The organism is Pseudarthrobacter quantipunctorum (assembly GCF_045291495.1).
Taxonomy (GTDB): Bacteria; Actinomycetota; Actinomycetes; order Actinomycetales; family Micrococcaceae; genus Arthrobacter; species Arthrobacter quantipunctorum.
Genome location: NZ_CP148033.1, coordinates 1,995,390 through 2,016,208 on the forward strand (window position 1 = coordinate 1,995,390; position 20,819 = coordinate 2,016,208).

Annotated in this window: 20 protein-coding genes and 1 tRNA gene; 9 read left to right on the forward strand and 12 right to left on the reverse strand. The window is 65.1% G+C overall.

From position 1 onward, the window contains the following. Positions 1-9: 9 nt before the first annotated feature. Both mshC and WHH00_RS09250 read right to left on the reverse strand, forming a co-directional pair. The gene (mshC, locus tag WHH00_RS09245) at positions 10-1,287 is read right to left on the reverse strand and encodes a cysteine--1-D-myo-inosityl 2-amino-2-deoxy-alpha-D-glucopyranoside ligase (RefSeq protein WP_406638228.1); all 1,278 of its coding nucleotides are present in this window, start codon (positions 1,285-1,287) and stop codon (positions 10-12) included. Between the two features lie 15 nt (positions 1,288-1,302). After that, entirely contained in the window at positions 1,303-2,136 is an 834-nt protein-coding gene (locus tag WHH00_RS09250) for an undecaprenyl-diphosphate phosphatase (RefSeq protein ID WP_231454334.1), read from the reverse strand. Positions 2,137-2,188: 52 nt separating this feature from the next. Between WHH00_RS09250 and WHH00_RS09255 the strand changes: the two genes are divergently transcribed. After that, the gene (locus tag WHH00_RS09255) at positions 2,189-3,124 is read left to right on the forward strand and encodes an aldo/keto reductase (RefSeq protein WP_406638230.1); all 936 of its coding nucleotides are present in this window, start codon (positions 2,189-2,191) and stop codon (positions 3,122-3,124) included. A gap of 10 nt (positions 3,125-3,134) precedes the next feature. On the opposite strand, the gene WHH00_RS09260 is transcribed toward WHH00_RS09255, so the two are convergent. Next, positions 3,135-3,401, reverse strand: coding sequence for a hypothetical protein (locus WHH00_RS09260; RefSeq protein ID WP_104187157.1), 267 nt, complete (start codon positions 3,399-3,401; stop codon positions 3,135-3,137). A 39-nt stretch (positions 3,402-3,440) separates the two neighbouring features. On the opposite strand from WHH00_RS09260, the gene WHH00_RS09265 reads away from it, so the two are divergent. Continuing rightward, on the forward strand, positions 3,441-3,674 hold the full coding sequence (locus WHH00_RS09265) for a DUF5703 family protein (RefSeq protein WP_231454336.1): 234 nt from the start codon (positions 3,441-3,443) through the stop codon (positions 3,672-3,674). On the opposite strand, the gene WHH00_RS09270 is transcribed toward WHH00_RS09265, so the two are convergent. Both WHH00_RS09270 and WHH00_RS09275 read right to left on the reverse strand, forming a co-directional pair. After that, positions 3,671-4,831: an acyl-CoA dehydrogenase family protein gene (locus tag WHH00_RS09270; protein WP_406638233.1), complete on the reverse strand. Its 1,161-nt coding sequence runs from the start codon at positions 4,829-4,831 to the stop codon at positions 3,671-3,673. The two genes, WHH00_RS09265 and WHH00_RS09270, sit on opposite strands and share 4 nt — an antisense overlap. 10 nt (positions 4,832-4,841) lie before the next feature. Then, positions 4,842-6,146 (reverse strand): M20/M25/M40 family metallo-hydrolase, encoded by a 1,305-nt coding sequence (locus tag WHH00_RS09275; RefSeq protein WP_406638235.1) that lies wholly within the window; start codon positions 6,144-6,146, stop codon positions 4,842-4,844. 171 nt (positions 6,147-6,317) lie between these two features. Between WHH00_RS09275 and WHH00_RS09280 the strand changes: the two genes are divergently transcribed. Further along, a tRNA-Leu gene (locus tag WHH00_RS09280) sits at positions 6,318-6,400 on the forward strand. 317 nt (positions 6,401-6,717) lie between these two features. Beyond that, complete coding sequence (locus tag WHH00_RS09285) at positions 6,718-7,236, forward strand: hypothetical protein (protein WP_406638237.1); 519 nt, start codon at positions 6,718-6,720, stop codon at positions 7,234-7,236. A 510-nt stretch (positions 7,237-7,746) separates the two neighbouring features. Here WHH00_RS09285 and WHH00_RS09290 read toward each other — a convergent pair. The 4 genes from WHH00_RS09290 to WHH00_RS09305 all read right to left on the reverse strand — a co-directional run bounded on the left by WHH00_RS09290 (position 7,747) and on the right by WHH00_RS09305 (position 12,288). Further along, a complete protein-coding gene (locus tag WHH00_RS09290) occupies positions 7,747-8,364 on the reverse strand; it encodes a hypothetical protein (RefSeq protein ID WP_406638239.1) in 618 nt (205 codons plus the stop codon). 362 nt (positions 8,365-8,726) lie between these two features. Beyond that, a complete protein-coding gene (locus WHH00_RS09295; protein WP_406638241.1) occupies positions 8,727-9,713 on the reverse strand; it encodes a metallophosphoesterase in 987 nt (328 codons plus the stop codon). 461 nt (positions 9,714-10,174) lie between these two features. Further along, positions 10,175-11,146 (reverse strand): glycosyltransferase family 9 protein, encoded by a 972-nt coding sequence (locus tag WHH00_RS09300; protein WP_406638243.1) that lies wholly within the window; start codon positions 11,144-11,146, stop codon positions 10,175-10,177. After that, on the reverse strand, positions 11,143-12,288 hold the full coding sequence (locus WHH00_RS09305; RefSeq protein WP_406638245.1) for a glycosyltransferase family 9 protein: 1,146 nt from the start codon (positions 12,286-12,288) through the stop codon (positions 11,143-11,145). Before WHH00_RS09305 ends, WHH00_RS09300 begins: the two co-directional genes overlap by 4 nt. Positions 12,289-12,497: 209 nt before the next feature. On the opposite strand from WHH00_RS09305, the gene WHH00_RS09310 reads away from it, so the two are divergent. The 5 genes from WHH00_RS09310 (at position 12,498) to WHH00_RS09330 (ending at position 17,159) form a co-directional block, all read left to right on the forward strand. Continuing rightward, positions 12,498-12,800 (forward strand): DUF4193 domain-containing protein, encoded by a 303-nt coding sequence (locus WHH00_RS09310; protein ID WP_066275770.1) that lies wholly within the window; start codon positions 12,498-12,500, stop codon positions 12,798-12,800. 160 nt (positions 12,801-12,960) lie between these two features. Next, entirely contained in the window at positions 12,961-13,701 is a 741-nt protein-coding gene (locus tag WHH00_RS09315) for a M50 family metallopeptidase (RefSeq protein WP_406638247.1), read from the forward strand. A 9-nt stretch (positions 13,702-13,710) separates the two neighbouring features. Then, complete coding sequence (locus WHH00_RS09320) at positions 13,711-14,808, forward strand: glutathione S-transferase family protein (RefSeq protein WP_406638249.1); 1,098 nt, start codon at positions 13,711-13,713, stop codon at positions 14,806-14,808. A 42-nt stretch (positions 14,809-14,850) separates the two neighbouring features. Continuing rightward, positions 14,851-15,960, forward strand: coding sequence for a serine hydrolase domain-containing protein (locus WHH00_RS09325; RefSeq protein ID WP_406638251.1), 1,110 nt, complete (start codon positions 14,851-14,853; stop codon positions 15,958-15,960). 80 nt (positions 15,961-16,040) lie between these two features. After that, positions 16,041-17,159, forward strand: coding sequence for an FUSC family protein (locus tag WHH00_RS09330; RefSeq protein WP_406638253.1), 1,119 nt, complete (start codon positions 16,041-16,043; stop codon positions 17,157-17,159). A 6-nt stretch (positions 17,160-17,165) separates the two neighbouring features. On the opposite strand, the gene WHH00_RS09335 is transcribed toward WHH00_RS09330, so the two are convergent. Genes WHH00_RS09335 through WHH00_RS09345 form a run of 3 tightly spaced genes read right to left on the reverse strand, consistent with a single transcriptional unit; the run spans position 17,166 to position 20,785 of the window. Beyond that, positions 17,166-18,077, reverse strand: a complete 912-nt coding sequence (locus tag WHH00_RS09335; protein WP_406638255.1) for a MaoC/PaaZ C-terminal domain-containing protein — start codon at positions 18,075-18,077, stop codon at positions 17,166-17,168. Beyond that, the gene (locus WHH00_RS09340; RefSeq protein ID WP_406638256.1) at positions 18,074-19,414 is read right to left on the reverse strand and encodes a 3-oxoacyl-ACP reductase; all 1,341 of its coding nucleotides are present in this window, start codon (positions 19,412-19,414) and stop codon (positions 18,074-18,076) included. Before WHH00_RS09340 ends, WHH00_RS09335 begins: the two co-directional genes overlap by 4 nt. 9 nt (positions 19,415-19,423) lie before the next feature. Further along, positions 19,424-20,785, reverse strand: coding sequence for an acetyl-CoA C-acetyltransferase (locus WHH00_RS09345; RefSeq protein ID WP_406638257.1), 1,362 nt, complete (start codon positions 20,783-20,785; stop codon positions 19,424-19,426). Between the last annotated feature and the right edge of the window lie 34 nt (positions 20,786-20,819).

A 20,819-nucleotide genomic window follows, 5' to 3' on the forward strand; every position in this document is an offset into this window, starting at 1 on the left:
GGGGCCGTTTTAGAGGACCACTCCCAGCAAAGCGTCCACCGCGTCCCTGACCAGGGCCTGGTCGGCAGGACTTGCCGGTCCGCCGTCGGCGTTTGCCTGCTCCGCCCAGCGGGAGACCGCCGCAACTGCGGCAGGAGCGTTGAGGTCGGCGGCAAGCGCTGCGCGCATCCCGGCCACAAGCGGCGCGGCGGATCCCTCGGGAGCGTGGCGCAGGGCCCGGCGCCACGCAACCAGTGTGGCCTTCGCCTCCTCGAACCCTTCGTTGGTCCAGGACCAGTCGGAGCGGTAGTGGTGGGCGAGGATGCCAAGGCGGATTGCGGCCGGCTCCTCCCCTGCCGCCCGAAGTTTCGAGACGAGCACCAGGTTTCCCTTGGACTTGCTCATCTTCTCGCCATCGAGGCCCACCATGCCGGCGTGGGCGTAGTGCTTAGCCAGCGGAACACCCGCAAGGGAGTAGGCGTGTCCGGCGCCCATCTCGTGGTGCGGGAATATAAGGTCCGAACCGCCGCCCTGGACGGTGAAGGGTGAAGGCAGGTACTTCTGTGCGATGACCGTGCACTCGATATGCCAGCCTGGCCTGCCTGCTCCCAGGCTGCCGCCGGGCCAGCTCGGTTCCCCTTCGCGCGCAACGCGCCAAAGGAGCGGGTCAAGGGACTGCCGCTTGCCGGCCCGTCCGGGGTCGCCGCCGCGTTCCGCAAAGAGCTCGAGCATCTCGCTCTCGGACAGCCCGGAGATGCAACCCAGGGACCACGCATCCGGTGCGACGGACTGTTTGCCTGCCGCCTCGACGTCGTAATAGACATCCCCGTCGGGTTCGCCATTGGTGCCCGGCACTGTGTAGGCCAACCCAAGGCTCACCAGCCGTTCCACTTCCGGCACTATTAGTCCGATGGACTCCACAGCCCCCACGTAGTGGTCCGGAGGCAGGACATTCAGTGCTTCCATGTCCGTCTGGAAAAGCTCGATCTGGCCGGCAGCCAGGTCCCGCCAGTCGACACCCGTGGCCTCGGCACGTTCCAGGAGGGGATCGTCAACGTCCGTGACGTTCTGCACATAGGCTACGTCGCGGCCGGAGTCCCGCCAGGCGCGGTTCAGGAGGTCAAAAGCCACGTAGCTGGATGCGTGCCCCATGTGGGTGGCGTCGTACGGCGTGATGCCGCAGACGTACATGGACGGCCGTTTCTCGTTCTCCAATACCACCTCGCGGCGCACCGCTGTGTCGAACAGCCGGATGGCGGGCATGCTTCCGGGCACGTCAGGAACGGGGCGGGATATCCAGGATTTCACACACCAAGCCTAGTGCTAGGCGCTGATGACATTGAAACCGAGCAGGAGGTACAGGGCCAGGCCAAGGAAGATCCGGTACCAGACAAACAAACGGTAACTGCGGGTGGACACGAACTTCAGGAACCAGCCGATGATGACGTATCCCACAACGAAGGCAATCATCGTGGCCAGGGCGGTTTCCGGCAGTCCGTAGGGGCCGGCGATGCCCTCATTGGTGACCGTCTTGTAGAGCTGGTAGAACCCGCTGCCGAACACCGCAGGGATGGCCAGAAGGAACGAATAGCGTGCGGCGGCCTCGCGGGTGTAACCCATCAGGAGGCCGGCCGTGATGGTTCCGCCGGACCTGGAAACGCCGGGAATCAATGCCAGGGCCTGGGCGAAGCCATAGAGGATGCCGTGCTTGTAGGTCAGCCGGCTGAGGTCCCGCTCCTGCGTGCCGATGGCATCAGCGACCGCCAGGAAGAGCCCGAAGACGATCAGCATGGTGGCCACGATCCACAGGCTGCGGAGCACGGACTCGATCTGGTCCTGAAACAGGAGGCCCAGAATGATGATCGGAAGGCTGCCCAGGATGACCAGCCACCCCATCCTGGCGTCCGGGTCCTGCCGCGATACCTTGCCGGTCAGCGAACCCGTCCAGCCCTTGACGATCCGGACGATGTCCCGCCAGAAGTAGACCAGGACCGCGGTCTCGGTACCCAACTGGGTGATGGCTGTGAACGCTGCCCCCGGGTCAGCCGCATTGGGCAGGAATTGCCCCACAATCCGAAGATGCGCACTTGATGAAATCGGTAGAAATTCGGTCAAACCCTGCACTAGGCCCAGCAGGGCCGCCTCAAACCAGTTCACGCTAAGACCCTACGTCATAGGCGGTGCCTCTTCTGGCCGTAAGCTTGCTGCTATGCAGCAGCGTTACGTCGGCAACAGTGGATTGCGTGTGTCCGCCCTTTCCCTCGGCACCATGGGCTGGGCCGGCGAAACCGACGAACAGGACGCCTCGGAACTCCTGCGCACCTTCCTTAATGCGGGCGGCCGCCACGTTGATACTGCCGCGTCCTACGCCGACGGCCGCTCGGAGGCCATGATCGGATCGCTGCTGGGCGACGTCGTGGCGCGCACGGAGATTTCCATCTCCACCAAGGCAGGGATGACGACGCCGGACGGCCGGCGCGGCGTGGACACGTCCCGCAACGCCATGCTCACCGGACTTGACGCCAGCCTGGCCCGGCTCGGTACCGACTACGTGGATATCTGGTTTGCCCAGGCCTGGGACGCCAACGTTCCGCTGGACGAAACCCTGTCCGCCCTGGAATTTGCCGTCCGCTCCGGCCGGGCGCGCTACGCCGGCGTTTCAAACTTCAACGGGTGGCAGACGGCGAAGGCTGCTGCGGTTGCCGGGTTCCCCCTGGTGGCCGCCCAGGCCGAGTACTCGTTCCTGCAGCGACGGCCCGAGGCTGAGCTTATCCCTGCGGTTGAAGACGCCGGACTGGGCCTCATGGCCTGGGCGCCATTGGGACGCGGCGTGCTGACCGGCAAGTACCGCGGGAGCATTCCCTCCGGATCCCGGGCGGCATCGGCAGCCGAGGCCGGGTACGTCGAGCCCTACCTTGAGGAGAAGCCCTCCCGGACCGTGGAAGCCGTGTGCATGGCGGCCAAGGGACTGGGGCGGACACCGCAGGACGTATCCCTCAGCTGGCTCCTGTCCCAGCACGGCGTGGCTACTGCCATCGTGGGTCCGCGCACACCCGCGCAGCTGAAAGAGCTCCTGGACGCGCAGCTCACGCCGCTGCCGCCCGAAATTGCCCGGGCCCTTGAGGATGTTTCAGCGCCGCTGTAAGTCCGCGGCCCTACTCCTGGACGATTTCCAGGTCCTCATCGTCATCCACGTCGCTTTCTTCGTCCTCGTCGTCCTCGTCGTCAAAGACCTGGAGCGGCGTCACCTCGTTGTAGGCCTCATAGAGCGCATCTTCGTAAACTTCGAAGGCGTCTGCGACCGCAAAAAACGCTGCCTCCACGGAGGGGTCACCATCTCCGCGGCGGTTGGATGCTGCTATAAGGTGTTCTTCCATAGCGGTGGTCAAGGACTGAAGCGCGACACGCGGATCGATGCTCATGACTTCACGTTAGCCGGAAAAGGACGAAAATGGAGAGCAATGAAGGAACAATTTCTCACCAGCTCGGTCCAGCGGGAACGGGACTATTTGAGGCAGTACGAGTACCTCGTGCTGACGGTCAGTCCTGAGGATTCACTGCCTGAGGCAAGGCGCCGCCTGGTGGAACATTCCGAGTACGGCAAGTGGGAGCTGGAGCGCAGCAAGCTTTATGTGGGCGGCGGACGGCGGTTCTGGCTGCGCCGGCGGGTCCTGCAGGTCCAGCGTACGGTCTAGCCTTCCAGCGGACCCAGCCAGGCGTTGGCAACAGTGTTGTGGGCGGACTCGTCATCGGACGGATGGAACATGCCTGCCAGCACGTCCCGGTAGAGCCGCTCCAGTTCTGAGCCGCGAAAATAGCTCGATCCCCCGCTGACGCGGATGGCCAGGTCCACAACCTTCCGCGCAGTCTCCGTAGCGTTCACCTTCAGACCCACCAGCTTTGGGAACCACTGCGCTCCGTGGTCTGCCAGGGCGTCCACGTCCGCGGCCACCGAGGACAGCTGCGGATACAGAGCGTCCATGGCCATGGCTGCCTCCGCAACCTTCCAGCGGATGTCCGGATCCTGAGCGTAACTGCGTCCGTTGTTCTTGAACGAGGTGCGCCGCTTCACGGTTTCCACGCCCACCGCGAGGGCACGCTCCCCCACCCCCGTGTAGACGGCCGAGAGCAGTGTCTCGAAACAGGCGAAGATGGCGAAGATCAGCGGGTCCCTGCTGGGACCGACGGGGATCTTGCGGAAGATCCTTTCCGGCGGGACAACGGCACCATCCAGGACGGTGGTGTTGGACTGGCTCGCCCGCATGCCCAGGGTGTCCCAGTCATCGACGATGCGGTATCCCGGCGTGTCCCGGGTGATAAAGCCGTGGACCAGTTCGCCTTCCCCTTCCCGGGCATCCGGGTCCTTGCCGAAAATCCCCAGGCGGGTCCACGCCGGCGAGAGGCTGGTGAAAATCTTCGTCCCTGTGAAGGAGTACCCGCCGTCCGGCAAGGGAGCCGCCGTGGTCCGTGAATCGAACAGGACCGAATCGTTGCCGGCCTCGGAGTTGCCGAAGGCGAAGATCGCGCCGTCCGCCGCTTCCTTGAGGATGAAGTCAAGGGAGCTGTCGCCGCGGGCTTTGAGGACATGCGCGACGCCGGTCCACACCAGGTGCATGTTGACGGCCAGTGCGGTGGCGGGGGCGGCCGTTGCGAGCCTGCGCTGGCACTGCGCCACCGCTTCGAGGCCAAAGCCCAGGCCGCCGTCGTCCGCTGGAACGAATATTTTCAGGTAACCGGCCCCCACCAGTTCCTCAAGGTCCTCATGGAAGAACGCGTTGTCCCGGTCATAGCCGGCGGCACGGCCGCGGATCCGCTCCAGGAGGGCGTCGGGCAGGACTTCCTCGGGGGTCATGGCGGCCGCGTCAGTAGTTGGTGAGGAGGGTGTTGAGGACCCGCGCACCGAACTTCAGCGAATCTGCGGGAACCCTCTCGTCCACGCCGTGGAACATGCCGGTGAAGTCCAGCTCGTCCGGCAGCATCAGGGGCGCGAACCCATATCCGGTGATGCCAAGCCTGCTCAGTGACTTGTTGTCCGTGCCGCCGGAGAGGGTGTACGGCAGGACCTTGGCACCCGGGTCCTCGGAGTGCAGGGCGTCGATCATGGAGTCCACCAGGTTGCCCGCGAAGGGCACCTCCAGTGAGACGTCCTGGTGCACGTAGCTGACGTCGACGCCCGTGCCGGCCAGTTCGCGGACGATCTCAAGGACGTGTTCCTGCTGGCCGGGCAGGGTGCGGCAGTCGATCAATGCCTCAGCGGATTCCGGAATCACGTTGTGCTTGTAGCCGCCCTTGAGCAGCGTGGGGTTGGTGGTGTTCTGCAGTGTTGCCCCAACGAACCGGGCTACGGTTCCCAGTTGGCTCAGCAGGACATCAGGGTTGTCGGCGTCGAACTCCACGCCCGTGAGTTCCGTCACCCCGTCAAGGAACTGCCGGGTGGTGGGGGTCAGCTCGATGGGCCACTTGTATTCGCCGATGCGCGTGACGGCTCCGGCCAGGCGCGTCACGGCGTTGTCGGTGCTGATTTGGGAGCCGTGGCCCGCCCTGCCGTGGGCCACAAGCCGCAGCCATGAGATGCCCTTCTCCGCGGTTTGGAGGAGGTACGTCCGCTGGCCGCCAATAGTGGCCGAGAATCCGCCCACCTCGGAGATGGCCTCGGTGGCGCCCTCGAACAGCTCCGGACGCTTGTCCACGGCGTAGCGGGCACCGTAGGCGCCGCCGGCTTCCTCGTCCGCGAAGAAGGCGAAGATGATGTCCCGCTTGGGCTTCTTGCCCGTGCGGGCGAATCCCCGCAGCACCGCAAGGATCATGGCGTCCATGTCTTTCATGTCGACGGCGCCGCGTCCCCAAATCAGCCCGTCCTTCAGTTCAGCGCCGAACGGGTCCACAGACCACTGGTCCCGAAGCGCCGGGACCACGTCCAGGTGTCCGTGGACCACCAGGGCGCTGGCGGACGGGTCTTCGCCCGCCATGCGGGTGACCACGTTTGCCCGCCCCGGTGCGGACTCAAAGATTTCGGCGTCCAGGCCGACTTCCTCAATAAGGCCGGCGGCATACTCTGCCGCCGCGCGCTCACCCGGGCCCGAGCCGTCGCCGAAGTTGGAGGTGTCTATCCGGATGAGTTCCTGGCAGATCCGGACAACTTCATCCTCGGGCAGGACGTCAGGCATGGAGGGCTCCTCACTGGGCAATGACTGGCTGGTGCAGCGCTGATGTGCTGCCCTCAGCCTACCCACTCAGCCCGATTCGATGTTTCGGGAAAAGTCGTGTTAGAGTTTTTCTCGCTGCTTCGGAGAAACGCGAAACGCTGAAAGGCGGAAACGGTTTCCGAATCACCACCTGCGCGGGTGGCGGAATGGCAGACGCGCTAGCTTGAGGTGCTAGTCCTCGAAAGGGGGTGGGGGTTCAAGTCCCCCTCCGCGCACAATGGGAAAGCCCCGGAAAATCACTGATTTTCCGGGGCTTTTTGTGTCTCCAACCACGCCATGATGGATGTGCGCCACCAAGGGGGCCGCGCGCGTAGTCAATTGCATGGCCTGTATCGAAAAATGCACACGTCGGCCCGGCTCAGTAACGTTCGTGTGTGAGGACACCGCCCCCTCCATGAATCAGCGCCCGCAGTCCTGATTCGGTGTTATGCGCCATGTATGCGGGGAGCACTGCCGTTTGCCGGCATTACCGACTGTCACCTCGGCCATTGAGATGAAGGCGTTGGTGGTCGACGTCGGTAGAGTGCGGTCTATGACATTGGGGGATGCCGCCGCGGTGGCAACAGATCCACGGGTCCAGGCCTTCGGCTACGCGCAGCGCCGGACGTGGGTGTTCTTTGCCTGGTGGTACGGGGCCGTGATCACTATCCCCGGGGCGGTCGATGCGGGGCTCTCCGGGTTGCTTGGCCAGGACCCCGAGCGGGGCATCTTCACGATGGCTCTGGGCGCGGGGCTCTCGGCTCTGGGCTGGCTCGTCACGCTGGGCGTCCGGTTCTCACGGAAGCTTCCGAAGCCGGCCTCCGACATCCCGCGCGTAGAGCAGGCGCTCCGCACCAATCCGCTGGCCATCAAAGTCTCGGTGATCGTTTCTGTAGTGATCGTAGCCGCCTTGATCCTGTTCATCCCCGAGGGCAAGTCCCACGAGCTCCTTCCCATCATTGGCTTTGTCGGCGCAACCCTGATGAGCATCACCGGCGGCCTGGCCTATTCGACCTCGGTCCTGAAGAACAGCGGCGAGCTTTACGCACGGTGGCTTGAGCGTCGAAAGTGATTACCGGCAACACAACGGGTTCACGCATTCTCATGGATAACCGGTAGCAGCTCATCGTGGAGGAGGGCTCGTCACAGGGAGCAGTCGCCGCACCGGGACGCGGGCTCGACCGGGCGCAAGCCGGCGTCGGCCAGCACTCCGCTGGCGCGCCGGGTCCTGCTCCACCCTGTCGGCGTGGACGTTATCCGGTCGATCTCAACACACACCTGGCTGTCGGCCAATGTGAGGTCAGGGGTGAGGACCGGGTATTTGTTCCTGGCCTCGTCGATTCCGCACTGGATCCCGAGACGCTAACCCACCAGGTCGACGCCGGCGGCGATCAGTTTCGTACGGGTCGCCTCGTCAAGCTTGGAGGTCAGGCTGCTGCCCGGGAGCAGGGGTGCCGATTGGGTGCTCCCGAACGCTCGGTGCTGGCCTTGATTGGTGACAATTTCTGGCCCTGGTCCCCCTGGCAGTCATATCGTTTCCGGCAGAATACCGGGCGCGCGGGGTCCCACTGATGGACGTCTATCAGTGGGTCGGCAGCGGGTTGACGTGCACGATGACGACCTGGGTTTCCTTCGACCCGTCGTACCGAAGGTCGTAGGTGATTTCCAGCCCCGTCGATGTTCCCGGGGTGATAGCGAAGTCACTCTTGTCATCCGAGCGGCTGGAGATGGACTGGATCCACTCCTCAGCCGATTCCCTGTCGATGCCGTAGCGGTCCACTCCGTCGCGGATCAGTGCAACGTAATCCTCCAGGGACGGTGCGGTGAGGAAATAGCTGACTTCGCTGAAGTCAGAACCGGTGTTCATGCCGTTGAGGCGTAGCCTGTCAGTCTCGGCGCTCACCGTGCCGCTTGGCCCCTGGATTTCCAGAGCCATCAAACCATCACGCAAGAGGACGTCGGGCGCCTCGCTGCTGCCATCTTCCAGTCCGACGCTCTTCTTGGTCAGCTGCCCCGAGGACATGTCGAGGCGCGCGACCTTGGACGCCTTGATTTGTTCGATGCCTGCCGCATCCAGGCGCGAGTGGCCGTGACCGGGAACTGCCGTGGCGGCACCCCTGAGGTTCTCTCCACCGTAGGGCACAAGACAGCCGGTCAGCACCAGCGGCGCGGCGAGCAGTACGGTGGCAAGGCGTTTCATTAGTCCCCCAAGGATGATTCAACGGTAGCTTCAGGCTACAGGCCCGGCCAGCCGTGGTTCCGTATCTGGCTCGGGAGCCGGGTTCGGTCATGTGCCCAAAGGGAAGCCCCGGGAAATCATTGAATTCCCGGAACTTTTGCCTCGGTACCTACAGTGCAGGTTGCCAGCACGGTGGGCCGCGTACGGGGTTCTGCCAAAGCAGGTACCAGCTACTCGGGCGCAGTCCTTTCCCGGATCCTAGTGTGGTTCACGGAACCGGCGACGAGAGCATACGCCTGAGACCACGTGTGCTCGCCCCCAGCCGTCGCCGGTTCCGCTCACCCCGTCCTGAGATTGAGCTGCTGTGCGCACTGCGTCCGTGATTATTTCCGGATGCTGAACGAATCTGAGAAGGTGTAGCCGTCCGCCGGGACAAGCTTCACGTCCATGCGGGTGTTGGTCGCCGTGACGTCCAGCGTCCCCAGTGTCGAATTGTGGTTACCGGCTGACCAGGATGCGAAATAGTGCGATTCGGGGTCGTCGATATTGATTTCGCGGGGTGTCCGCCCTCCAATACCCACAGTGACGAAGACCGTTCCCCTCCCTTGGGTCATGGCATCTCCGGTGTCCACCACACATCTTTTCTCAACGGTTTTGACTCTCATAGACTCACACCGGTCACTGAATCCGAGTTGGCGGGTCCGCTGGTACAGGTGCTCATGGCCGCTAAGAACGAGGTCCACCTTCTTCTCGATCAGCATGTTGGTGAGGGCTTCTCCCGCTGCGCAGGCATACCGCCCCATGGTGAAACAGGGGGTATGCATGGCGACAACGGTCCAGGGGATATTCTCCTCCCGCGCTCCATCGATTGCCTTTTCCGTCCAATTCCACCGCTCGCTGTCCTTTGAGTAGTCGAGCTTGCCAGCAGGGAATTCAATGCCAGGTGAGACGACGATGATCCGTGCCAGTGGTTGTTCCTGTGGAACGTCTGCGAACCACTGCTCGGCGTATTCGCCTTGCAGGCCGGGAAGCCGGTTCGGCAGGCATTGGGCCAGCTTCTTGATGTCCCCGTCCGAGCCGTCACTCTCATGGTTTCCAGGAAGCAGCTGGTACGCGAACTCCGCGCCCAGCTTTCCTGTAACCATGTCGCAGAATTTCTGGTCGGCACCGGACTCGTAAGGGAAATCACCCAGCGCGATGTTGAAGTCCGGCTTCAGTTCAGCCACCGTGTCCAGCACTGCCAATGCGCCGTCGCCCAGGCCTATGTCTCCGGCGGCGGTGAAATGTACCGACTTTTCATCCGGCGATCCGCAGGCGGCCAGGGCAACCAGGCTTAGCGTTGCTATTCCGGCGGCCAGCAACTGCCTCACCGATCGCTTGCTACGAATCATGGATGAACCAACTCCCGCGGAAGTGTAGTGGCCTTGCAGCTTGAAGCGATCCTACCGGTGCGGCCGGGAAGGACAATGGGCAGGCCGGGCCCACACCGGCCGCCGCCGCTGTGACAACCCCGGCCGACTGGCCCGACGGGCCCCGACGGGCAGCGTCAATGCGGGTGAAGTGACCGTGGGGGCCTGGTGCCTTTGGCGAGCCGCGAACCCTTGACTGCCGTCCTGTACAGGACGCGGCGCTCACCCGCCCGGCTGGCCCGGCGCTCCCGGCGCCGGGCCCTCCTCTCCGGGCGGTCAATGGCCGACAGGATTGCGAATGTGCCAATGATCCAAAGGAACGCCGTGGACAACACCAAGGCAATTTCCAGCTCAGTGCCCATACCTGCATTTTAAGCACCACGGGCGCACAGAGAGCCCGCTCCCGGTGCGATTTCGTGGCCCTAAAGGACGCCCAGCTCCCCCACAGCGGCCAGCACATCCTGCACGGTGACAGCCAGCAGTGCGGGGTCGGGTTCATGGGCAAACGTGTCGCCCCGCCGCAGCTCAGCCCGGGTCAGGACTACGTGGGGCCCCGGGGGCGGGCCCCAGATTTCGGGCGGAGCAGGCCCAAACAAGACCACCGACGGCGTCCCGTAGGCCGAGGCCAGGTGCGCAGCACCGGTATCCGCGGAGATCACCAGCCGGGCAGCTGCGATGGTGGCGGCAAACTCCCCCAGCCCCAGCCTCCCCGCCAGCACGGCATCGTCGGGAAGGCCGGACTGACGGCACACCTCCACCGCGCGGTCCCTTTCCCCGCCGCCGCCTGTTAAAACAACGTTGTGCCCGGCCACTGCGAGCGCGGAGGCAACAGCGGCGAACCGCTCCGCAGGCCAGAGGCGGCTGCCGTAGGCTGCCCCGACATGCAGGACGGTGGCTCCGGGAACGGGGCTGGGCTGATGGGGCGCCTGCAGCTGGATGTCCAGCGGATCGGCTTCGATGCCGTGCCACTCCAGGAGCGCGGTCCAGCGCTCCCTTTCATGCAGCTGGGCACGCCACGGCGGGCCGTCCCGGTGCCGGCTTCTGTGCCCGATAGTCTGCCGCGCCTGCAAGGCCTCGATTCGTCCTTGGCTCTCAGGGCCGCTGCCGTGGAGGTTGACTGCCACATCCACCACGCCGGGTTTCAAAGCCAGCGGCTCGTCCAGGCCGTGGGTGGGCAGGAGCTCATAGCCGCCCACCAGCCCCAACGCCTCCGAGAGCCAGCCCTGGGCCGCATACCGCAGCCGATGATCGGGAAAGGCGCGGCGGAGGGCTTTAAGGGCGGGTACGGCCACCAGCAGGTCCCCCAGCTTTAAGGCCCTAAGCACCAGCAGTTCCGGTTTTGCTCCGCCAAGGTTCCCCGGCGCGGGCTCAGTGAGGACCTCTTCGCCGCTCATGCGTCCTCTTGAGGCAGCTCGGTCGCGGCCAGGCTCCGCACGTCCTCATAGACGTCACGGACCGCGACATCGGCCACGGCTGAGTCGTCGTGAGGGCACCGGGGCGCCGTCCAGCCAACCTGGGTGACGTCTATCCCGCAGGAGGGGCAAGCCGTCACCCAGGATGCGTGGATGCGGTGCAGGCTCCGGCCCAGCGCCCCGGCGTTGATGACGTTGCCCGCCCAGAACACTCCCACGGTGGGCACTCCCAGCGCCTGGGCGAGGTGCCGGGGGCCACTGTCATTGCCAACCACCACTGCCGCACGGGCCAGCAGCGCCACAAGCCCGCCCATGTCCAGGTTCCCGGCCAGGGAACGGACGTGGGCGGAGGCTGCCTGCTCCGCGACCTGTCCGGCCAGTTCCTGCTCGCTCTCATCCCCGATAACCACCACCCTGAACCCGTCCGCAGCGCACCCTGCCGCCAGTTCAGCAAACCGCTCAACCGGCCACCGGCGGCGGGGATCAGTGGCGCCCGGATGCACCACTACCAAAGGCCCGCTGCCGCCGTCGTCCATAACGACGGCGGGGCGCGCCAGTCCCGGCGCCGGCGCCAGGCGTGCCTCCAGGTCGACGGGGAAGGCGCCGGCCAGGCCAGCGACTTCCAGCGCCCTCAGCGGCTCGTGCTGGTAATAGAGGTAGGGAACGGTCCGCTCCAGGCTGGCGGCGTCCGCCGTTCGCGTGCCCACCGTGTGCCGCGCTCCCAGGCGAAGGAGGAATGGGTTTGAATAGCGCCCGCCGCCATGGAGCTGGACGGCAAGGTCGAACCGGCGCCCGCGCATGCCGTCAAAAAATGATTCCAGTTCTTCCGCGTCCTCCTGCCCCGGGCGGACGCCTTCAGCAAAGGGCAGGACGCACACCTCGTCCACGGGACTTGTGGTTGCGTCAAGCAGTGCCTTGTGCACGGGCGTGCCCAGCAAAGTCAGTGTTGCGCCGGGATATGCCGCTTTGAGGGCGGACATGGCCGGAATTGCAAAGACCAGGTCGCCCAAGCCTCCGCCCCGCAATACAGCGATCCTGGTCACGTCCTCGAACTTTTCCAGGACCGGACCAACACCGGTACCAACCCGCCGGGAACCACCGAACTCTGCAGTGAGCTGCTCCACGTATACCCCTTACTCATAATGCAGAGACCGCGCTGTGCGTTGCGTCCTCCGCTGCCCTGCCACCCATGCCGCGGTGATAAACCGCGGGCTGCCTACTTTGAACCCTTACCCAGCGGAGGGTCAACATACTCCGGCTATTGGGGAATAGCCTCGTGATGCTGTACGTTTCATACGCGACAGGCGAACCAAAGAAAAGAGAAGCACCTAAAGTGGCAACCGATTACGATGAACTGCGCTCCGACGTCAAGGAATCGCAGGACAACTCACTCGAGCAGCTCCAGTCAGCAAATGCTCCCGACGCACGCAGCGTTGTGCTGGAGCTGGATGAGGCTGACGGGCTTGACGGCGCAGGCGTGCCCGGAGGCGAGTTCGTGGCCGAAGAGCTCGTGGTACAGGTCATCCCGCAGGCTGAAGATGAATTCACCTGCTACTCCTGCTTCCTGGTCCGTCACCGGTCCCAGATAGCACGCCAGAAGGATGGCCACAGCTACTGCACCGAGTGCGAAGGCTAGTTAACACAGTCGACGTGGGGCTTCGGGAACGTCCGCGGCCCCACCGATCCTAAGGCACGCCCCTTTCGTTGGCGTGCCTTTCGGCTTTAAGCCGGCACCCAGGAGGTCCCGGTACTGTGGCGCGTATGGCATACGCTGACCCGGCCGGCACCTGGCTTTGATGAACATATCCGTCGACCTCTGGAATAAGCTTCTGGATGCCTTCAGCCGGGCGGACGCCCCCAGAGTGACTCTTACCGAACTCGCGCTGGCGCTGGTGATCGCTGCCGCCTTGTCCGTTCCCCGGCGGTCGTGGAAGTACTTCGGACTGCTGGCCACGGCAACGCACGAAATGGGGCATGCGGTCGCTGCGCTGCTGAGCGGCCAGCGGCTGTCAGGCATCCGCCTGCGCCTCGACCATTCCGGAACCACCACCACATACAGCCGCAGCAGGCTCGCAAGCGCATGGTCGTGCTTTTGGGGTTACCTGGTCCCGGCCATTGTGGGTGCCGCGTTTGTCTGGTGCGGATTCAACGGATGGGGCCCGGCCGCCATCACGGCCGGCGGCCTTGCCCTGGCTGCCTCGCTGCTGTTCCTGCGGAATCTTGCCGGCATCCTTATTACTTTCACCGCAATCGCCGTGACACTTCTCCTGGTGCTCCTGGTCCCGGAGGCATTCGTCGGGCACGTGGCCGTCATCCTGGGGATGGCGCTGCTGGTGGCCGCCGTGCGCGACCTCATCAAGCTGGCGCACCTTCACCTGCGCCGGCGGGAAAGGCTGGCGAGTTCTGACGCCTACCTGCTGTGGCGCGCCACCTCAATTCCCTCCGCCGTGTGGATCGTACTCTTCGCGGCCCTGGTGGCGGGCTCCTGGCTGTGGGCCTGGCAGCCCATCTCCACAGTCCTCTACGCGGGAGCATAGGCTGGTCCCATGAGCCAGGAAACCGACACCACGCAGCAAGCCACCGGGGCAGGCGGCACAGAGCACAGCACCCGGGGCGCCTACGTCACCGGCGGCGCGGAATTCAACCGTGATACCAATTACATCGAGGACCGCATCACCAGGGATGCCTCCCCTGGCACTAATGGCGAGCCCGGCTGGCCCGTGGAGGCGGGACGGTACCGGCTGATCGCCGCACGGGCGTGCCCCTGGGCCAACAGGACCGTCATCGTCCGGCGCCTGCTCGGCCTGGAGGACGCCATTTCGCTGGGACAGCCCGGCCCCACCCACGATGCGCGCTCGTGGACCTTTGACCTCGACCCCGGAGGAGTGGACCCGGTCCTGGGTATCGAAAGACTGCAGGATGCCTACTTCAGGCGTTTCCCTGGCTACCCGAGGGGCATCACCGTTCCCGCAATCGTGGACGTGGCCAGCGGCGCCGTGGTGACCAACAACTTCCCCCAGATCACCCTGGACTTCGCCACCGAATGGACCCAGTTCCACCGGCCGGGAGCGCCGGACCTGTACCCGGAAACACTTCGGGAGGAGATCGACCAGGTGAATAAGCGCGTGTTCACTGAGGTCAACAACGGGGTGTACCGTTGCGGCTTTGCAGGGTCCCAGGAAGCCTATGACGCCGCCTACGCCCGGCTGTGGTCCGCACTGGACTGGCTGGAGGACCGGCTCTCGCGGCAGCGCTACCTGGTGGGCGACACCATCACTGAAGCGGACGTGCGGCTGTTCACCACGCTGGCGCGCTTCGACGCCGTGTACCACGGCCACTTCAAATGCAACCGCCAGAAGCTCACCGAGATGCCCGCACTCTGGGGCTATGCCCGGGACCTCTTCCAGACCCCCGGGTTTGGGGACACCACCGACTTCGTGCAGATCAAGCAGCACTATTACATCGTCCATGAGGACATCAACCCCACCGGCATCGTTCCTGCGGGTCCGGTCCTGGGCGGATGGCTGGAAGCCCATGGCCGTGAAACGCTGGGCGGCCGGCCCTTTGGTGATGGGACTCCGCCGGGACCCGTCAAGGAGGGGGAGGAAGTAGCTCCCGGCCACGGGGCCGCCCCGGAACACTAGGTGGAGCCGAGCCGGTAAGCGCTTTCCGTTTAGACTTGGGCCATGCAGACATCACTCGGCTTTGTGGCGCCCGGATACGGCGGCGTCCTGGAACTGTTCGACTCATTCCTGCGTGGGGACCCACAGTACAGCGGGCAGTTGGCCGCCTACCAGGACGGAGTCCAGGTAGTGGGACTGGCCGGCGGCCCTGATATGGATGCGGACACCGTGACAGGGGCGTACTCCTGCTCCAAAGGGGTTGCCGCCATGGTGGTCGGGCTGCTCGTGCAGGACGGGCTGCTGGACCTGGACCAAACGGTCGCCCACTACTGGCCGGAATTCGGGGCGCATGGAAAGGACCGGCTCCTGGTCAGGCAGGCTTTGTCCCACCAGGCCGGGCTCATGGGCATCGAAGGCGGCTTCGCCCTGGATGAATTCACCACTCCCGCCGCCGCTGCCCGGCTCGCCGCAGCAGTTCCGGTGTGGGAGCCCGGGAGGCAGTTCGGCTACCACGCGCTGACCATAGGGATCATCATGGAGGAACTGTGCCGCCGCACTGCCGGTGAAACGCTGCAGGAGGTCTTTGACCGGCGGATCCGGGGTCCGCTCGGCATCGATTTCTTCCTCGGCCTGCCGGAGGATCAGGAATCCCGCTACCGGAACGTCCTCTATTCGGCCGGCCCGGAGCAGCCCTGGCTCGATCCGCTCAGCTTCGAGGGCATGAACAGCAATGCCCCCGTGAGCACCATCATGGAACTTCCCAACATCCGCGCGGTCCGGGCAGCAGGAATGTCAGCGGCAGGCGGGGTAGGAACCGCTGAGGGCCTGGCCCGCCTATACGCCGCGGCCACCACAGGCATAAATGGAGGCGGACCATTCCTTAACGCTGCGACCGTTGACCTCATGTCCCGGGAACAGGTGTGGGGCCTTGACCGTTCCTCCGGCCTGGACAACGCATTCGCCGTCGTCTTCATGAAACCGCACCCCTCGCGGAACTTCGGCAGCCACCGCGCGTTCGGGCATGAGGGGGCCAACGCCGCGCTCGGGTTCGCGGACCCAGCCTACGGCCTGGGCTTCGGCTACATCCCGCAGCGGCAGGAGGACGGACGGACACCGGGGCGGGCCCACCGCCTGGCTGCCGAAGTACGCCGTGCGGCGGCTGCTTTGTCCTAAACGGGTCTTTCCCCGCGCCGGCTCGGACGCCTGACCAGCAGCTTTGTCCGCAGCGTCAGGTCGCCCGTAACGTTGTGCGGATGACCAAGCCTCAAGTACGCCCGGATGCCCGCTGGGCCGGGGGGACCCAATTTCTCAAACAGGCGGTATCGGGGCTGTCTGCGGCCTTTGCAACGCAACGGCTCCAACTGGCGGCGAAGGCTGCAATTGCTGCCGGGGTAGCCTTCCTTATCGCCCCGCTGATGCCCGGCGCGGCTGCCAACTACCCCTACTACGCGCCGCTGGGCGCGCTGGTGGCGATGTACCACAATGTTGCCGGCTCGGTTAAGCAGGGACTGCAGGCCCTTGCCGGACTCGCCATGGGCATCGGCCTTGCGTTCGTGCTGGTCAACGTGACCGATCCATCCCCCCTTGCCGTCGCGCTGATCATGGGCATCGGCGTCGTGCTGGGCGGCCTTCCGGGAATTGGCAAAGGCAGTGACTGGATTCCGACGGCGGCGCTGCTTGTCCTGCTGGTCGGCGGCAGTGATCCGGACGATTTTTCGTTCGGCTACCTCGTGCAGATGGGCGTAGGGGTCGCCGTGGGCATCGGCGTCAATTTCCTGATCTTTCCGCCGCTGCACTTCAACGCCGCGGCAGCCAGCCTGGACGATTTGCGCGTCGCACTCGGCAAACAGCTCACGGACATGGGCAAGGCGCTGCTGGAAGAGTGGCCGCCCAAGCACGAGGACTGGTCGCGCCGTTCGGACGAGCTTTCAGCCGCCGCACGCTCTGTCCGGCATCTGGTCAAGGAAGCGGACGCGAGCCGCAGGGCAAACCCCCGGCGCAAACTCCACCCCCGCGACGTTGATCTTGACTACCGCAACCTGCGCGAACTGGAGCGCGTGACCTTCCATATCCAGGACATAACGGACGTGCTCTCGGATGTCATCTATGAGAGCGACGTGCCGTATGGGGTTCCGCTGCAGGATAACGAGCCGCTGGCTGATGCCCTGAAGTCAACCGGTGATCTTCTGCGTTCGTTCAGCGAGGATGACCCGGCGAGGCAGGAGGAGAAGCTCGAGGCGGCAAAGACGGCGGTGGAAGCGCGCATCGCTTCCACCGCCGGCAGGCAGCCTGAACAGGGCATGGTTCCCGCATCCGAATCGGTCCTCCTGAGCCTCCACCGGATCCTGCGGGCTGTCCGGACATCTGGCTGAGCAAAGCTACAGAGCGCTCACTGAACCGTGGAAATGGCGCCGGCCTGAACGGGGATTCCAAGCCACGAACTCGGACCGGTCCCAGGATCGGCCAGGACCCTCCTCCGTTTTGATCTCCAAGGCAACCCTGCAGGGAAGAAACACTGGGGCATCAAAGTCCACATCCCAGGCGAAGGAATCGCCGCGGGACGGCCCCACGTCCGCGAGCGCCCTCGAGGCAAGGTACATGCCGTGCGCTATGGACCGCCGCATTCCCAGTGCCTTGGCCGAGAGGACGCTTAGGTGGATGGGGTTGAAGTCGCCTGATACCGCTGCGTAAGCCCGTCCGGTATCAACGCCGAGGTGCCAGAGGGCCGTGGGGTCGGGTGCCTTGAAGTCGGCCCGGGCAGGAGCTGGCGACGGTTTGTCGATGCCCGGAAGGAAGACTCCCTTGGCCAGGTATGTGGAGATCCCAAGCCAGCAGATTTCAGCCGTCCCGGCCCGGCGGACCTCGGCGATGACGTCCACCTGCGTGCCTGCACGGTGGCCCCGCAGGTTCTCCACCCTGGCGGTGATGTCCAGCTCGTCGGTGAAGACAACGGGGATTCGCTGCTCCACGCTGTTGCGAAGATGGATCATACCCAGCAACGGCAGGGGAAAGTCGTCCCTGTTCATCACGCTTATGGCCAGGGGAAAGGCGAGTGCGTGGATGAACCCGGCAGGCAGCACGTCACTGGCTGTTTCGCCGATAAGGTGCTGGTAGGCGGTGAGCGTGGCAACATCAACGTCGACTCCCCGCACTTCATGGCTTTCGGCCGGAAGGGCCGTTCCGTCGTGGGTGCCCAACAGCCGGCGGCGGGCGGCCTGCGCTGCTGCATTGACGTACAGTTTCGAGAGCGACGGCATCTCCCCCAAAATGACCGGCTGGGGGGACGTCATGCCCCCACCATGTTCTGCCCGCATACCCGCAGGACCTCCCCGTTGATCCCTGCGGCGGCGTCGCTGGCCAGGAACGCGATGGCTTCGGCAACGTCCGCCGGCTGGCCGCCCTGCTGCAGGGAATTCAGGCGCCGTCCGATCTCCCTGACTGCGAAGGGGATCCGCGCCGTCATCTCGGTTTCGATGAAGCCGGGGGCCACGGCGTTGATGCTGCCGCCGTGCGCTGCCAGGAGCGGAGCGCTTGCCCTGACCATTCCCATTACCCCCGCCTTGGACGCCGCGTAGTTGGTCTGCCCCCTGTTGCCGGCAATACCGCTGGTTGAAGCAACTGACACAATACGCGGGGATTCACGGAAGTGCTCAGACGCAAGCAGAGCTTCGTTGATCCGGAGCTGAGCGGTGATGTTGATGCCGATCACCGAGCTCCACTTCGCGTGGTCCATGTTGGCGAGCAGCTTGTCCCGGGTGATGCCCGCGTTGTGGACCATGATGTCCAGGCGTCCGTGGCGCTGCGCCGCGTGCGTGATGATCCGGTGCCCGGCGTCGTCCCTGCTGATGTCAAGCTGCAGGGCAGTCCCCCGGACTTCGTTCGCCACGGCCGCCAGCTGGTCGCCGGCGGCGGGGACGTCCACGAGGATGAGCCTGGCGCCGTCGCGGTACAGTGTGCGGGCAATGGCTGCGCCGATGCCGCGGGCAGCCCCGGTGACAACGGCAATCTTGCCTGCCAGCGGCTGGTCAACGTCGCCGGGGAGTTCTCCGGCTGTGCTGGACACGGTGATGAATTGCCCGTCCACGAAGGCCGAACGGCCCGAGAGGAAGAACCGGAGGGCGGCCAGGGAGCCTGCGCTCGTTGCCTGGACGCCTTCGCGGAGGACGATGCCATTGCCGGTGGCGCCGGCGCGCAGTTCCTTGGCCAGCGAGCGCAGGAACCCGTCAATTCCCTGCCGGGCAGCGGCGGCTGCCGGAGAATCTGCCTCTGATGCCGGCCGGGAGACTGTGACCACCCGGCCGCCGGGGGCGAGGTCCCGCAGTGAGGCTGCCGCCGTGAGGATTGGTTTTTCAAGATCAGCGGGGCTGGCCACGTCGTCCAGGACCAGGATGATGGCACCCAGTTTTTCGCGGGGTACCGCATGCCGCCGGACATCGAGTTCCCAGGAGAGCAGTTCGGCGGCCAGGTTGTCGGTTTCGGCGGTATTCCCCTGAACCAGCACTGGGCCCGTGATCAGGGGCTGCCCGGGCTGGTATCGGCGGAGAACCGCAGGCTGGGGCAGTCCCAGTTTCTTGGCCACATTCCTGCCAACGCCGTGGTGTACCAGTTGTGCGTATTTGTCTGTCATCTGGGTCCCCTACAGTGATTCGAGAATTGCGACGACGCCCTGGCCGCCGGCGGCGCAGACCGAGACCAGGCCGCGTGCGGGCCGGCCGTCCGCACTGCCTTTGGCATGGAGCTGTTTGGCCAGGGAGGCAACAATCCGGCCGCCGGTAGCGGCGAAGGGATGGCCGGCGGCCAGGGAGGAGCCGTTGACGTTCAGGCGCGAACGGTCAACGCTGCCAAAGGCTCCGTCCAAGCCGAGCCGGGTCCGGCCGAATTCCTCGTCCTCCCAGGCCGCCAGTGTGCTGAGGACAGTGGCGGCGAACGCTTCATGGATTTCGAAGAAGTCGATGTCCGCCAGCGTGAGGCCTTGCCGGGCCAGCAGCCTGGGCACGGCAAAGACGGGGGCCATCAGCAGGCCATCCTTGCCGTGGACAAAGTCGACGGCGGCAGCCTCGGCATCCACCACGGCCGCGAGCTTGGGCAGGTCGCGGGCATCCGCCCAGTCCTCGGAAGCCAACAGGACAGTTGAGGCCCCGTCCGTCAGCGGTGTGGAGTTGCCGGCAGTCATGGTGGCGTCTGCACCAAGGTTCTTGCCGAAGACCGGCTTCAGGGTGGCGAGCTTTTCGAGCGACGTATCCGCACGGAGGTTCCCGTCGCGTGAAAGACCCCGGTACGGCGTGAGGAGGTCATCGAAAAACCCGGAGTCGTATGCGGCGGCGAGGTTCCGGTGGCTGTTGTAGGCCAACTCATCCTGCGCCTCGCGCGAGATCTTCCACTGTGACGTGGTCAGCGCCTGGTGCTCCCCCATGGACAGGCCGGTCCGGGGCTCGGCCGTGCCGGGAGCCAACGGGGCCAGGTCCTTGGGCCGCAACCGGCTGAGCACCTGCAACCGCTGCGGAAGCGTCTTGGCCCGGTTGAGGTCCAGGATCACTTCGCGGAGGCCCTCGCTGACCACAACCGGGGCGTCAGAGGCGGAATCCACCCCGCCGGCGACTGCCGAGTCGATCTGTCCCAGCTTGATCTTGTTCGCCAGGCCAACGACGGTCTCCAGGCCTGTGGCGCACGCCTGCTGCAGGTCGTAGGCAGGCGTCTCGGCCGAAAGCGCGGAACCCAGCACCGCTTCACGGGTGAGATTGAAGTCCCTGGAATGCTTGAGGACCGCTCCAGCGGCCACTTCCCCCATGCGCTCATCCTGCAAACCGAACCTGGCAATGAGCCCGTCCAGGGCCGCGGTCAGCATGTCCAGATTGGAGGACTTTGCGTAGGCACCGCCGGCGCGGGCAAACGGAATCCGGTTACCTCCGACAATCACTGCCCTGCGGAGGCTAGGGGCCCCGGCGTTCAGGCTGCCTGCTTCTTCGGGTCCAGCGGTGGACTGTCCGTCAATGGACATGGATATCTCCTCGGGTCACGTGCGGTTACCGATA

Coding starts and splice junctions, on each gene's coding strand:
- WHH00_RS09255 (WP_406638230.1), top strand. CDS start 2,189: ATGCAGCAGCGTTACGTCGGCAACAGTGGATTGCGTGTGTCCGCCCTT.
- WHH00_RS09260 (WP_104187157.1), bottom strand. CDS start 3,401: ATGAGCATCGATCCGCGTGTCGCGCTTCAGTCCTTGACCACCGCTATG.
- WHH00_RS09265 (WP_231454336.1), top strand. CDS start 3,441: ATGAAGGAACAATTTCTCACCAGCTCGGTCCAGCGGGAACGGGACTAT.
- WHH00_RS09270 (WP_406638233.1), bottom strand. CDS start 4,831: ATGACCCCCGAGGAAGTCCTGCCCGACGCCCTCCTGGAGCGGATCCGC.
- WHH00_RS09275 (WP_406638235.1), bottom strand. CDS start 6,146: ATGCCTGACGTCCTGCCCGAGGATGAAGTTGTCCGGATCTGCCAGGAA.
- WHH00_RS09285 (WP_406638237.1), top strand. CDS start 6,718: ATGACATTGGGGGATGCCGCCGCGGTGGCAACAGATCCACGGGTCCAG.
- WHH00_RS09290 (WP_406638239.1), bottom strand. CDS start 8,364: ATGAAACGCCTTGCCACCGTACTGCTCGCCGCGCCGCTGGTGCTGACC.
- WHH00_RS09300 (WP_406638243.1), bottom strand. CDS start 11,146: ATGAGCGGCGAAGAGGTCCTCACTGAGCCCGCGCCGGGGAACCTTGGC.
- WHH00_RS09315 (WP_406638247.1), top strand. CDS start 12,961: ATGAACATATCCGTCGACCTCTGGAATAAGCTTCTGGATGCCTTCAGC.
- WHH00_RS09320 (WP_406638249.1), top strand. CDS start 13,711: ATGAGCCAGGAAACCGACACCACGCAGCAAGCCACCGGGGCAGGCGGC.
- WHH00_RS09325 (WP_406638251.1), top strand. CDS start 14,851: ATGCAGACATCACTCGGCTTTGTGGCGCCCGGATACGGCGGCGTCCTG.
- WHH00_RS09330 (WP_406638253.1), top strand. CDS start 16,041: ATGACCAAGCCTCAAGTACGCCCGGATGCCCGCTGGGCCGGGGGGACC.
- WHH00_RS09335 (WP_406638255.1), bottom strand. CDS start 18,077: ATGACGTCCCCCCAGCCGGTCATTTTGGGGGAGATGCCGTCGCTCTCG.
- WHH00_RS09340 (WP_406638256.1), bottom strand. CDS start 19,414: ATGACAGACAAATACGCACAACTGGTACACCACGGCGTTGGCAGGAAT.
- WHH00_RS09345 (WP_406638257.1), bottom strand. CDS start 20,785: ATGTCCATTGACGGACAGTCCACCGCTGGACCCGAAGAAGCAGGCAGC.